Here is a 12,479-nt window from a genome sequence, read left to right as displayed (position 1 = left end):
ATCTAGGCTACCAGCTTTAATATGAACAATTCTACTGAGGGCATTTCTCAGGAATTTGCGGAAGAATGTTTCAGGTTAGCAATAGACTTTTGATTATCTCTATTGCGATTCTTCCTTTTCAAGTAGTCGGACATCCAACGGCGTTCCTTTTTTCTCATCACGGATAAAAGCAATCGCCTCGGAAGGACACAAGTCAACACAAACGCCGCAGCCCATACATTTATCATAGATGACATAGGTCACGCCATTACTTGAAATCGCTTCAAAGGGACAGATATCAATACAAGTTCCGCAATTAATACATAATTCTTGATCAATTTCAGAGACATACCCTGAAGAGCAGGCCATTTTTGTCCCAAACTCATTCATCAATTCAATTCCACCACAACAACACTTGCAACAATTACAGATAGCATAGAACCGGTCCGCCATTGCATTTTTAAACCAGGCTGAATGCACATGCCCCCGCTCATGCTCTTCACGTAATAAAGTTAGAGCTTCCTCCTGGGAAATCCGACGGCTCTCGTTGGGATGATGTTCCGCCATAAAGTCAGCAAAAGGTTCTCCAATAAACATACAAACCTGGGTGGGTTCACAGTGGACCTCCCTGGCATTTCGGCAGCCACATTCAAAAATGGTGATTTTCGGGGGTGCCTGAAGGATAATTTCACGCGCTTTAGGATAGGGAACAATCTGCTCTAGATCCTGCCGCGGGATATCTTCCTCAATTATTATCAGCCGTTCCGCCTGTTCCTCAGTTAAAACTTTTGCATGATATTGATCAGCCCACCAGTTTCGCAACGGTTCTATTGAGATCGGCTTTATCTTATTGATGAAGAAACTGAGATATTCCTTTTGCCAGCGTTGATAAATGTAACCGTGGAGGGTGTTGAAGTTAAGAAAGCGTTTAATGCCGCTGGTTTTAATCCATTCTATAGTTGAATTTTTAAGATGGAGTTTTTCACCAAACCCAAAGAAGAAAATAACGAAGCATAGGGCTGCAATGATCAGAATCCAAACGACAACCATTGGGACCTCCAAGTGAAATTTGAGGATATCAGCCTATAAATTCAGTATATATCGAACACCTATGACTTTCAAATTCAGATTGTTTTTCCCCCGTAATTACCCTATTACCGGATAATTATTTCCCCCCAAGTAGCCACTTACAAGAAGACCAACTCCAGGTTTGACAACGCGTATCAGAATATCTACAATATTATTACTTCCCTGTTCACACCAGACCCAATATACATCATCCAGCCAGAGTCAACCGCTGAATTTCCTTTTAAATAGGGAATAAGGTGGGGTAAGAGAAAGGAGAATCGCTTGAAAAAGTCACTCCTGCTCATTACGCTTTACATCCTTGCTGTCCTAACCCTTTCAAGCTGTCAGCCACTGGAAGTGAGCACCTATTGCCTCGCTTCCTACAAACAACTCAATCAAGATTATCCCGGCTTTCCAGAGAGTTACATCGGTTTTTGCATTTCCTCGCTCCAAACCGGCTCTTTTCATCAATTTGCTGAAATATGTGAACACTCATCCGTTTGGGATGTGATTGAAAAAGGTTGGTTCGATAAAAGTGCAACAATTTATTCTACTGAGGAATGCATCGACTACTTTGAAATGAACCGCTAGCATCTTTTTTTCTCTCATGCATCTAGTCAAGCTGCCCATCACCATAATTTGTCTTATTCGCCGCGCCTAAACATAAATCATATTTGTTTATCCTTTAGAAAATCTCAATATCGAATCCGTTCTACTTAATCTCATCTTACACTATGTTGAAACCCTTACCTATTAAAAATAAATATCCATTATAGTTGTGAAAAGGAGAATTAGATGAAGAAGAAATTCTTAAAACTCACCTTCCTGCTGGCCTTGCCACTCATCATTGGTCTGGCCTGCCAGGTCAGCAATCCCCTCAGTCAGATCCTAAATAAGCCAACCGAGGAAGAACTGGTTGATGTCACCACCGAAGAACCGGATATTGTCGTAACCGAAGATAATGAGACAGATGTGCTTGCCGAAACTCTGGTGCCTGCCACCGGCGATGAAATGGACCTGGTCATGTTGGATGAAGATTTCTGGATTCAGGAAGATGGCTCCGTTTATCTCGCCTTTTATTTCCAAAATCCCAACGTTGATATCCTCTTTGAGGATATTGATTACACCATTTACCTCTATGACGCCAATGGCACCGAGGTTCAAACCTACGATAGTTACCTGAGCTATCTATTCCCGCAGGAGACCTTTGGCCTCTCTGAGATCGTTTATCTGGATGACGAGGCAGTCATGGTGGATTCCATTGAAATTGAATGGACCTACCTCTCAAGTGCGGCTGAAGATTTTCTCAATCCCTTCACAGTTGATGATGTCACCTATTGGGAAAATGATGGCTGGCCGATGGTGTCCGCCAAAGTCTATAATGACAGCAGCGACACCTACACCTACATTCTGGCGGACGTGATCTGCCTGGATAGCGGTGACCAGATCGTGGGCTCCGGGTATTCCACCATCCAATTCGTTCCCGGCAATGACTTCATGGGCTTTATCAGTTATGTGGATGTTTTTGGTGATGTGAGCCGGTGCGAGGTATTCCCCACCTACACCTATTCCAGTGCCTATTACGAAGGTGATGATTTCTGGTCCGAGATTACCATCCTGGAGGACAATTTCTTTCTGGATGATTATGGATACATCCTGGGTGGGATGACCATTCAGAACAACGTTGATGTACCGCTCAGCAACTCCACCGCCTATATCACTTTTTACGATGACAATGAGACCGTCACCGCGACAGCGGAATATTATGTTGAGCTCCTCCTGGCTGGGGATACCATAGGGATCTCCCCCTGGGTCTCCACCCCACCCGTTGAAGCTGAAACAACCACCTATGATATTCTGGTCCTGCCTGGGGATTATGAGGATGATTACGAACTCACCGACAATCCCTTTGTAGTCAACAGCGCTGAGATCACCGGTGATTACGAAGATTATGTCACGGTCAACTTCACAAATGGTTACAGCAAAACAGTAAGCGAAGTGAACGTGAATGTGTTGATCTACGATACCGAAGGCTACATCATCGGCGGCGGGCACGACTGGTTCTACGATCCCATCACCGCTGGTGACAGCGCAGAGATCGAGATCTGGGTGGATTACGATCAATATTCAGAGATCGGTTCTATCACCGCCTGGATCTCCCCCAGTTACTGGACAGAATTTGAATAGTCGTATTACCTTCAAACTGATGCGGGCAGAAGCCCGCATCAGTCTATTAAATTGTGATCTAAAAACTTCAACTAAGACGTTCGTCCTTGACATTAACAGCCCCTGGAGTATAATAACTCGCTTGTGAGTAACCTGTTTTTGCAGATACTTTCAAAACTGAATATCTTGAGGAATCCCTTTTATTTGGCGCTACAACACCCTCAAAGGATTTGAAAGAATCCTGATTTATCTGCTTGGCAGCAACGAAAAACTACGTCATTATCCTTTCCCAGCTATTCTATTGAAATCTGCAAAGACAAATGCTGCTCCTGCTCCTCAACGCGAGAGGTTTATTGAAGGTGTGACAAACCTTTAATACTCCGCGAGAGCCAGAGAAGATAGGGCAACTCAAAAGAGAGTAAAATAATAGTAGAGATTTCAAGGGACAACCGCAAGTTTCAAACAACCGCTACGATTGCCGCCTAACAAGTAGAACCGAGTGACTGTGTTTATCTTGTTATTTTTAAATGGTAATTACTCAATAGCCTGTGATATGTTCAATCGAGCAGCGCATCCAGTTGCTGATCCCACCAACCGCGGGTACATTTTCTCATACCAAGAATCGAAGATATCCCCACGCTCCAAGGAAGCCTAGAGAGCGTGGTTTTATTGTGTAATTATCGGCTAGAAGAAAATTAAGGAGAACTAACGGATGGATCAAGAAAGAATTGAAGCAGGTGGACTGATCTATAAAGAAAATATCGCCATGGTTGGGTTAATTGGGATCCCCACCCACCCAGGCATTGGTGGCCGCTATTTCACCAAAATCGCCGATCTGGGTATTCATGTCGAATTGATCGTGAACCTGTTTGATGGTAAGGAATATGATCACATCCTTATTTGCGTCAAAAAAGAAGATCTTCAAGAAACACTGGAAATCACCCAAAAGATCCATGAAAAAATTGGCAGCCAAAGGGTGATCCAAGAACCCGATGTGGCCCTGGTATGCATCTCAAGCCTCGACTTTGATGACAGCCAGAAAATTGCCGGACATATGTTTAAAACCCTGGGCGATACTGAGATCAACATCCATGGAATCAGCTCATCAGTGTCTTCACTGACCTGCATGATCGACGGACGTGACCTGGAAAAAGCTCTCAACGCACTGCGAAAAGCTTTCATATTGCCGTAGATTGAAAATGACGTTTGATAAATTAAGTGCATAAGGAAGCAGATTAATGACAGCACCATCCAATACGCAAGAACACACCGGTTCCATCGTAAGATTGATTGGGCCGGTGATTGATGTTCGATTTGATGACCGAAAACTCCCCCGACTGCTGACAGCCTTAACCATCCCTATGGATGACCGGGTGATTACCGTTGAAGTCCTGGAACATCTCGACGAGAGAACCGTCCGGGGCGTGGCAATGGAATCCGCGGAAGGCCTGCGCCGTAAAATGGTCGTTTATGACACCGGTGGACAGATCAAAGTCCCTGTTGGCGAGAAAACCCTGGGCCGTGCCTTCAACGTCCTCGGTGAAACAATAGATGGCGGGGAACCGATTCCCGCCAATGTTGAACGCATTGGCATCCATCAATCGCCACCGCCCTACGTTGATCAGCGACCAACCTCGGACCTCTTCATTACCGGTCTGAAGGTTCTGGACCTGCTGGCCCCCTTCGTCCGCGGCGGTAAAGTTGGGCTGCTTGGCGGCGCCGGCGTCGGCAAGACCCTGCTGATCATGGAAATGATCCGCCACACCTCCGCTGAACATCAAGGTGTCTCCGTTTTTGCAGGTGTCGGTGAGCGTACCCGGGAGGGTAACGACCTATACCTGCAGATGGAAAACAGCGACGTTCTCAAAGATGCCATCCTCGTATTCGGTGAAATGAATGAGCCGCCAGGGGCGCGCTTCCGCGTCGCCTTCACGGCGCTCACGATGGCCGAATATTACCGTGACAAGAAACACCAGGACGTGCTGCTCTTCATTGACAACGTCTTCCGCTACATTCAGGCAGGCGGCGAAGTCTCGGCCCTTTTAGGTCGGATGACCAGCGCCGTTGGTTATCAGCCCACCTTATCCACTGAAGTTGGTGAATTGGAAGAGCGGATCGTATCCACCCAAAACGGCGCAATCACGTCCATCCAGGCCATTTATGTGCCTGCGGATGACCTGACAGACCCCGCCCCGGCTGCGACCTTCTCGCACCTTGATGCCACAGTTGTGCTCTCACGTCAGCTTTCCAGCCAGGGTCTCTACCCAGCCGTTGACCCTCTTGAATCCGGATCCCGTCTGCTCACGCCCCGTGTTGTGGGCGACCAACATTACAAAATCGCCACTCGAGTCCGTGAAACTCTGGCTCGCTATAAGGAATTGCGCGATGTGATCGCCATCCTGGGTATGGAAGAGCTGGCGGAAGAAGACCGCCTCCTGGTCCAGCGCGCCCGCAAGATTCAGCGTTTCCTGACCCAACCCTTCTTCGTGGCTGAACAATTCACCGGTCGGAAAGGCGCCTTTGTCCCGCTAAAGGAGACCCTGCGCGGGTTTGAAATGATCCTCAATGGTGACCTGGATAACGTTCCAGAACGGTTCTTCTATATGACCGGCACGATTGACCAGGTGATTGATAACTTCAACAAGGCCAAACAGGAAAACAAACAAAAAACGCAAGCCGCAAAAGCTTCCACTGATGAGGCTAAGGAAGCAAAACCCGCGGAAACTGAAAAAGCTGAAAAACCCGAGGCGCAGAAATGACTGAGCCAACCCTCCAACTGGAAGTCCTGACGCCGGATAAAAACGTCGTGAACACCACGGCGGAAGCGATGCGCGTCCTTCTTCCGGATGGCTGGTGGGGAATCCTGCCCGGACATGCGGCTATGATGGCTCATATCAAATCCGGCATGATCTACTATCAAAAAGATGGCGTGATCCGTTACATAGCGATCTACCAGGGCAGCATTGAGGTCCAACAAAGACCTCACGAACCCACCCGTGTCCGAATCCTGACCGCTGCAGCGGAAGAAGGCGATGACATGGAAACTGTTCAACTAACCCTGTCACAACAAGCAACCAAACTGGCCACCCTTGCCCGAGAAGCCGATTTGGAATTCAACCAGATCAAGTTCTCACTGGAGAAATCTCTGCAAGGCGCGAATATTACCGATGGACGATAAACATGCCCATCAAAAAGGAAGATTTTCAGGAAGAAGATATCCCGGAAACCGTTCAAAATCCGCAATCTCCTAAGATTTGGCGAAAAGGCGATGGCCAGAACGGCCTAACCTTGCTGGCACAGGTGACAACCATCTCTTGGAACCTGGCCCTGCCCCCGATTGGCGGCGCGATCCTGGGGCACTATATTGATGGAAAAACCGATGGCGGCATCACATGGACACTCAGCTTGCTGATCCTCGGCGTGATGGTTGCCTTTAGCAACCTGTATAGCCTCTATATTGAACATGGTCGTCAGATAAAGACCAATCAAGACCAAAGCAGTGATTCTGACAAGGAGAACCATGAAAACGAATGAGAAAACCAAAAAGCGACTCAGTCTAATCCTGATCTTTGTATTGATCGTGGTGATGGCATTGATTTCTTTTGAGTTGCGCAGCAGAACCAATTTCACACCAACCCCGGTGGTGGAAGAAATTTCACCTGAGGTCGTCTTCACCCTTGGTCCCTTACAGGTCACCTCGACGGTTATCAATACCTGGATCATGGTGGGGCTGCTGAGTATTGCCGCCTTTTTCGTTGGGAAATCCTTCAAAGTCCGGCCAGGTCTCTTTCAAAATGCTATCGAATGGCTTGTGGAAAGCATCAAAGGGCTGATCTCGAAGAACATTGAGAGCAACAAGCTAGAACAGTTCTTCCCGCTGGTCTTCACCATCGCCATCTTTATCGGCTGCGCCAACTTACTGGGTTTGATTCCAGGTCTGCAATCCCCCACGCCGGATATCAACACTCCAATTGCCATGGCCTTAATCGTCTTCATCAGTGTGCCCTATTTCGGCATCCGCAACCGTGGCCTGGGCGGTTATATGAAACACTATGTTGAGCCGTTCGCGCTGATGCTGCCCCTCGAAGTTGCTTCGGAACTATCACGGACTTTCTCGTTGACATTCCGTCTCTTCGGCAACATTATGGGCGAAGAAATCATCATTGCAATTCTATTTATTATTGCACCATTTATTCTGCCGGTTCCCATGATGCTCTTCAGCATCTTCACCGGCCTTTTGCAGGCGTATATTTTTACCCTGCTTGCTACAGTCTATATCGCTGGGGCAGTTAATGCCCAAGAATTTTAAATCTAAGAAAAAATAAGGAGTTACAAAAATGGATTGGTCTACATTACCTTGGGATAAGATTTACATTATCGTTACAGTGATTGTCTCGGGGACCGGCATCATGTTTGGTGTTGCCGCACCAGCCATTGGGCAGGCCATCGTGGCTTATGGCGGTTTGAAGGCCCTCAGCCGTCAACCGGAAGCGGGCGACCGGATCAACAGTATGGTTTTGCTGTCCCTGGCTATGCTCGAATCATTAGCCATTTACGTCTTGGCCGTTATCCTGATCCTGGTATTCGCAAACCCAATGCGGTCCTTCATCCTCGGTGCATAACTCAAAAGACATTTGCCTTACCTTAACACCCCATCTTCGGAACTTGCGAGACGATTATGCTTAATATAAATCTTAGTACGATCCTTTTACAAATGGCCAACTTTTTCATCTTGGTCTTCATCCTTTACCGGTTCCTTTTCACCCCGCTCAAGAAAGCTATGCAAAAACGGGAAGAAATGGTGACCAAAGCAATGGATGATGCCGCTAATGCCAAAGCAGAGGCAGAAAAAGTCCGCCAGGAATATGAACAAAAATCAAGTAATATCGACGCAGAAATCTCAGCCCGCAAGAATGAAGCCCGGATTGTGATCGAACAAACACGCCAGCAAATGCTGAACGAAGTAAAAAATCAGACTGAACGCTTCCGGCATCAAACCGAAGATACACTTGCTTCGCTTCGCACAGAAGCGATCCAACAGCATAAACAAGATATCGCTGATCTGGTAGCCCAATTTGCCAGAGAGATGATGATCGGTCTGATGAATCCTCAGCTCCAGAAGCTCTATCAGGAAGAATTCCTCGATAAAGTCAAAGGTATTGATATTTCAAAATTTGTCGGAACATCATCCCATAATGAGGAAGAATACATCAAAGCCATCATGGCGATTGAAGCGGATCAGGACTTTCAGGATAACCTTTTAGCGCTCCTGAAGAAACAGGTCTCCATCCCATTCAATCTGACGTTTGAAACCGATGAAAAACTCATCGCTGGCGGCATACTTCGCTTCGAAAACGAATTGATTGATGGCAGCTTGGGCGGCCAGATCAATGAACTTAAGAAACAATTTCAGGAAGATGCATGAAAAAGACAGAAAAAACAAACGCAGGTCAATCGCAGCCTGAAACTCCGGAAGAGCCTGTACTGAGTACAGCGGAAGTCCGGGAGCACATCGATACGGTCATTAAAGAACAAGAGAAACAGCTCGAGGACCTGCAAAACGGATTTAATCTAAAAACCGACCATTCTCTGAACGCGCTTCAAAAAATCGTGTCTGGTTATGGCTATAAACTGCTGACTGAAAATGTCGGCACTGTCAAACAGATCGGTGATGGTGTTGCGTTGGTCTCCGGCCTTGAGGACGTTTTGGAAAACGAACTTCTCGTTTTCCCGGATGGCACCTTTGGCCTGGCGATGGACCTCCATGAGTATTATGTCGGTGTTGTCATCTTGGGCTCCGGTGATGGCATCCAGGCTGGTGATGTGGTTTATGAAACCGGCCGTGTTGTGGATGTCCCGGTTGGCAAGGAACTCCTCGGTCGCGTGGTGAACCCCCTGGGTCAGCCAATTGATGGTAAAGGCGCCATTGAAGTGGACCACTACCGCCCGGTTGAGTTCCCGGCCACAGGTTTTATTGACCGGACCCCCATTGACACCCCCCTCCAAACCGGCATCAAAGCGATCGACTCGATCATTCCATTGGGTAAAGGCCAGCGTGAATTGATCATTGGCGACCGCCAGACCGGTAAGTCAGCCATTGCCGTTGACGCTGTTCTGAACCAAAAAGGTCAGGGCGTTTACTGTATCTATGTCTGCATCGGTCAAAAGATGTCCACCGTGGCTCAGATTGTGCAAACATTCTACGAATATGGTGCAATGGATTACACCACCGTGATCTCGGCCAGCGCTGAAGACTCCCCATCCATGATCTACTTAGCGCCCTATGCAGGATGCGCCATGGCAGAAGAATTCATGTTGAACAGACAGCATGCCCTGGTCGTCTATGACGATCTCTCCAAGCATGCTATCGCCTACCGCCAGCTCTCACTGCTCCTGCAGCGTCCTGCCGGCCGTGAGGCCTACCCCGGCGACATCTTCTACCTGCACTCCCGCCTTCTGGAGCGTTCCGCCAACCTTTCCCGTGAATGCGGCGGCGGCAGTATGACCGCCCTGCCAATTGTTGAGACTCAGGCTGGTAACATCTCAGCTTACATTCCCACCAACCTGATCTCCATCACGGATGGTCAGATCTACCTGAGCTCCAAGTTGTTTGATGAGGGTATCCAACCCGCCATCGACATCGGTCTTTCGGTGTCCCGTGTGGGTGGTTCCGCTCAGAACGATGCCATGCGGGCTGTCTCAAAAGACCTGGCTCTGGACGTGGCCCAGTATTTGGAACTGCGGGTATTCGCCCGCTTCGGGACTGAACTGGACATGGAAACCCGGCAGCAGCTGGACCGCGGTGAGAAAATCCGCACCGTGCTGACCCAGCCGCAATACGATCCGCTGCCCGTGGCCCACCAGATCGCCATCATTTATGCGGCGACCCAGGGATATCTCGATGAGATTCCCTTGAAACAGGTTCAGGAATTTGAGAAACTATTTATCCGCTTTCTCAAGCAGGCCCATGCCGGCTTGTTGGCAGAGTTCTCTTCCGGACATTGGGATGAACAGTTGGAAAAAGAACTTAGAGACATCATTCAGGCTTACATCAAGAAACTTTACGATACTGGTTTCCTGCAAGAGCCTGAGGAGTTGGACATCTAATGGAATCGATTAATGATATCCAACTGCGCCTGCAAGGCTTAGAGGATATCAAACACCTTCTGAGGTCGGTCCGCGCTATGTCAGCCATTCGCTGGCGGCGCGCCAAGCAGCACCTCGCCTTTGCGCAATCTTATGCGAAGAATATCGACTCCCAATTGGCAACAGTTCTGGCGCGGCTAGGATCGGAACTTCCCGCTGGGCTTTCCGCCCACACCAAGGGACGAAATGAACGCGTGAATGTCGGCCTGATCTCCCTCACTTCCGACCGAGGTCTTTGCGGCAACTTCAACACCGGTCTGATCGCCAAAGCCATCCATGTGACCGAAATCCTCGACCGCAAAAATAAAGATGTCAAAATCATCTCTCTGGGTGGCTATGGTGAACGTCTTTTCAAGAATGCCGGATATGAAATCTTCCATTCTGAAAAGATCACCAGCTCCCAAGCCGTCTCATTCATCAACATCCGCAAAGCCATCACGCACATCCAGGCTTTTTATGAGGCTGGAGCGATTGACGAATTGAACATCCTTTATAACAAGTTCAATTACTTCGGCTCCTACACCCCACAGTCCATCCAGATCCTCCCTCCCAAGATTTCTGAACTGGATGCTAACCTTGCTCCCTCTGCCGAAGACCTGATCATCGAAAGCAATCCCGATGAACTGAAAGAATTCCTGCTTTGGGAACACCTGGCAGCCCAGCTCTACATGGCTTTCATCGAATCCACCGTCAGTGAGCATAGTGCCCGTCTGCAAACGATGGACTCGGCCATTAGCAATATTGATGAGCGGGTTGGTGAGTTGGAAATCCAATTCCACACCATCCGTCAGGAGAAGATCACTCAGGGTGTGCTGGAAGTCCAGTCAAATATGCGGAAACGCAAACAAAAAGAGTTTTAGAACCCAGACCTGCCAATCAAACGGCAGGTTTTTTATTTTAACCCTCCGCGTAAAAGTTGCCCAAAAATCTAAGTTAAGGGATAATGGTTGATATAAATGACGCTATTGCCTTGGAAGGGAAAAGATGAGCCAAGAAACCACCAGTAACGGAAACAATCATGAACATTGGATGCAATACATCCTCCCCGTAGCGCTGATTGCCGGGCTGGTGGCATTGCTGACCATCGTATCAGATCAACCTGCCGGCGAACTCCAGCCACTCATCCCACAGGAAATCTGGCTAACTCAGGTTGTGGGCTATCTGATCATCTTCACGGAAGCGGCTGCAGCCTATGTGATTGGTTCAGGTGTCATCCGCGCCGTCATCACCTATACAAAACACCTCTTTGATGCCACTAACCGGCAGATCAACTCGACAGAGAAAGTCCGTCTGCGCCTGGGGCACATGCTCAACCTGGGCCTTGAATTTGCGATGGGCAGCGATATCCTCCGGTTGGCCGTCTCCCCCACCACTGCGGATGTAGTTATCCTTTTCGCCATCGTCCTGCTGCGAATTCTGCTCAACTACTTCCTCGAACGTGAAATCCGGTCATCAGCAGAATTCTGCGGACCGGGCGACTTTACCCCGCCAACATAACAAACCAAATTATGACCATCAATAGTCCACTCCAACAAACCCTTGACTTTATCAGTTATATTGACCAATTGAAAAATGTGATCCGCCGGAATGCACTTTGGGATGGCTCCCGGCCGGAAAACACCGCTGAGCACTCCTGGCATGCCGCCCTCAGCGCGCAGTTGCTAGCGCCTTATGCTGACCAACCCATTGATGTGGATCGTGTTACTCGGATGCTGCTGATCCATGACCTGATTGAAATTGAGGCCGGGGATACCTTCGTTTATGATGCAGAAGGGCTGGAAAATCAGGAGGCAGCCGAACTGAAAGCCGCCCAAATCGTATTTGGAAGCCTGCCAGAGGAACAGGGAAAGCCTCTGCGGGCTCTTTGGGACGAATTCGAGGAACGGTCCACCCCGGATGCGAAATTCGCTAAAGCTATTGACCGTTTCATGCCCCTTTACAGCAATTACTGCAATGGCGGCTATTCCTGGCTCGCCCATGACGTCACCAAAGAACAGGTCGTCAATATCTGCATCATCATCCAGGATGGCTCAAGCATATTATGGGAAATGGCTGAGGAGATGCTGGCAGAAAGCGTTAAAAAAGGCTGGCTCAAGCCATAAATGGCAAAACCAGCCTAG

General features: G+C 48.4%; 14 protein-coding genes. 13 read left to right on the top strand and 1 reads right to left on the bottom strand.

Translation table 11 applies throughout. The features are described 5' to 3' along the window. Positions 1 to 99: 99 nt before the first annotated feature. Complete coding sequence (locus JR338_11980) at positions 100 to 1,029, bottom strand: 4Fe-4S binding protein (GenBank protein ID QRN83105.1); 930 nt, start codon at positions 1,027 to 1,029, stop codon at positions 100 to 102. A gap of 300 nt (positions 1,030 to 1,329) precedes the next feature. Here JR338_11980 and JR338_11975 point away from each other — a divergent pair, with 300 nt between their 5' ends. The 13 genes from JR338_11975 (at position 1,330) to JR338_11915 (ending at position 12,461) form a co-directional block, all read left to right on the top strand. Beyond that, positions 1,330 to 1,638: a hypothetical protein gene (locus tag JR338_11975; protein QRN83104.1), complete on the top strand. Its 309-nt coding sequence runs from the start codon at positions 1,330 to 1,332 to the stop codon at positions 1,636 to 1,638. A gap of 204 nt (positions 1,639 to 1,842) precedes the next feature. Next, on the top strand, positions 1,843 to 3,234 hold the full coding sequence (locus tag JR338_11970) for a hypothetical protein (GenBank protein ID QRN83103.1): 1,392 nt from the start codon (positions 1,843 to 1,845) through the stop codon (positions 3,232 to 3,234). 691 nt (positions 3,235 to 3,925) lie between these two features. Further along, positions 3,926 to 4,405: a hypothetical protein gene (locus tag JR338_11965; GenBank protein ID QRN83102.1), complete on the top strand. Its 480-nt coding sequence runs from the start codon at positions 3,926 to 3,928 to the stop codon at positions 4,403 to 4,405. A gap of 46 nt (positions 4,406 to 4,451) precedes the next feature. Then, positions 4,452 to 5,972 (top strand): F0F1 ATP synthase subunit beta, encoded by a 1,521-nt coding sequence (locus JR338_11960; protein ID QRN83101.1) that lies wholly within the window; start codon positions 4,452 to 4,454, stop codon positions 5,970 to 5,972. After that, entirely contained in the window at positions 5,969 to 6,391 is a 423-nt protein-coding gene (locus JR338_11955) for a F0F1 ATP synthase subunit epsilon (GenBank protein QRN83100.1), read from the top strand. The genes JR338_11960 and JR338_11955 overlap by 4 nt, the downstream gene beginning before the upstream one ends. A 2-nt stretch (positions 6,392 to 6,393) precedes the next feature. Beyond that, positions 6,394 to 6,747, top strand: a complete 354-nt coding sequence (locus JR338_11950) for an AtpZ/AtpI family protein (protein QRN83099.1) — start codon at positions 6,394 to 6,396, stop codon at positions 6,745 to 6,747. A gap of 109 nt (positions 6,748 to 6,856) precedes the next feature. Beyond that, positions 6,857 to 7,522: a F0F1 ATP synthase subunit A gene (atpB, locus tag JR338_11945; protein ID QRN84434.1), complete on the top strand. Its 666-nt coding sequence runs from the start codon at positions 6,857 to 6,859 to the stop codon at positions 7,520 to 7,522. Positions 7,523 to 7,550: 28 nt separating this feature from the next. Then, on the top strand, positions 7,551 to 7,835 hold the full coding sequence (locus JR338_11940) for an ATP F0F1 synthase subunit C (protein QRN83098.1): 285 nt from the start codon (positions 7,551 to 7,553) through the stop codon (positions 7,833 to 7,835). Positions 7,836 to 7,891: 56 nt separating this feature from the next. Continuing rightward, positions 7,892 to 8,638: a F0F1 ATP synthase subunit delta gene (locus tag JR338_11935; protein ID QRN83097.1), complete on the top strand. Its 747-nt coding sequence runs from the start codon at positions 7,892 to 7,894 to the stop codon at positions 8,636 to 8,638. Beyond that, a complete protein-coding gene (locus tag JR338_11930; GenBank protein QRN83096.1) occupies positions 8,635 to 10,320 on the top strand; it encodes a F0F1 ATP synthase subunit alpha in 1,686 nt (561 codons plus the stop codon). Before JR338_11935 ends, JR338_11930 begins: the two co-directional genes overlap by 4 nt. Next, positions 10,320 to 11,219: a F0F1 ATP synthase subunit gamma gene (locus JR338_11925; GenBank protein ID QRN83095.1), complete on the top strand. Its 900-nt coding sequence runs from the start codon at positions 10,320 to 10,322 to the stop codon at positions 11,217 to 11,219. Before JR338_11930 ends, JR338_11925 begins: the two co-directional genes overlap by 1 nt. A 169-nt stretch (positions 11,220 to 11,388) precedes the next feature. Next, positions 11,389 to 11,856: a DUF1622 domain-containing protein gene (locus JR338_11920; GenBank protein ID QRN84433.1), complete on the top strand. Its 468-nt coding sequence runs from the start codon at positions 11,389 to 11,391 to the stop codon at positions 11,854 to 11,856. Between the two features lie 11 nt (positions 11,857 to 11,867). Then, complete coding sequence (locus JR338_11915; protein QRN83094.1) at positions 11,868 to 12,461, top strand: HD domain-containing protein; 594 nt, start codon at positions 11,868 to 11,870, stop codon at positions 12,459 to 12,461. The last annotated feature ends 18 nt before the right edge of the window (positions 12,462 to 12,479 follow it).

It is taken from the genome of Chloroflexota bacterium (genome assembly GCA_016887485.1).
Lineage (GTDB): Bacteria > Chloroflexota > Anaerolineae > Anaerolineales > Anaerolineaceae > Brevifilum.
This window is presented reverse-complemented; position numbering and strand designations above follow the sequence as displayed.

Excerpts from the sequence above, each read along its gene's own strand:
- JR338_11980 (QRN83105.1), bottom strand. The coding sequence starts at position 1,029 with ATGGTTGTCGTTTGGATTCTGATCATTGCAGCCCTATGCTTCGTTATT.
- JR338_11970 (QRN83103.1), top strand. The coding sequence starts at position 1,843 with ATGAAGAAGAAATTCTTAAAACTCACCTTCCTGCTGGCCTTGCCACTC.
- JR338_11965 (QRN83102.1), top strand. The coding sequence starts at position 3,926 with ATGGATCAAGAAAGAATTGAAGCAGGTGGACTGATCTATAAAGAAAAT.
- JR338_11960 (QRN83101.1), top strand. The coding sequence starts at position 4,452 with ATGACAGCACCATCCAATACGCAAGAACACACCGGTTCCATCGTAAGA.
- JR338_11955 (QRN83100.1), top strand. The coding sequence starts at position 5,969 with ATGACTGAGCCAACCCTCCAACTGGAAGTCCTGACGCCGGATAAAAAC.
- JR338_11950 (QRN83099.1), top strand. The coding sequence starts at position 6,394 with ATGCCCATCAAAAAGGAAGATTTTCAGGAAGAAGATATCCCGGAAACC.
- JR338_11940 (QRN83098.1), top strand. The coding sequence starts at position 7,551 with ATGGATTGGTCTACATTACCTTGGGATAAGATTTACATTATCGTTACA.
- JR338_11935 (QRN83097.1), top strand. The coding sequence starts at position 7,892 with ATGCTTAATATAAATCTTAGTACGATCCTTTTACAAATGGCCAACTTT.
- JR338_11930 (QRN83096.1), top strand. The coding sequence starts at position 8,635 with ATGAAAAAGACAGAAAAAACAAACGCAGGTCAATCGCAGCCTGAAACT.
- JR338_11925 (QRN83095.1), top strand. The coding sequence starts at position 10,320 with ATGGAATCGATTAATGATATCCAACTGCGCCTGCAAGGCTTAGAGGAT.
- JR338_11920 (QRN84433.1), top strand. The coding sequence starts at position 11,389 with ATGCAATACATCCTCCCCGTAGCGCTGATTGCCGGGCTGGTGGCATTG.
- JR338_11915 (QRN83094.1), top strand. The coding sequence starts at position 11,868 with ATGACCATCAATAGTCCACTCCAACAAACCCTTGACTTTATCAGTTAT.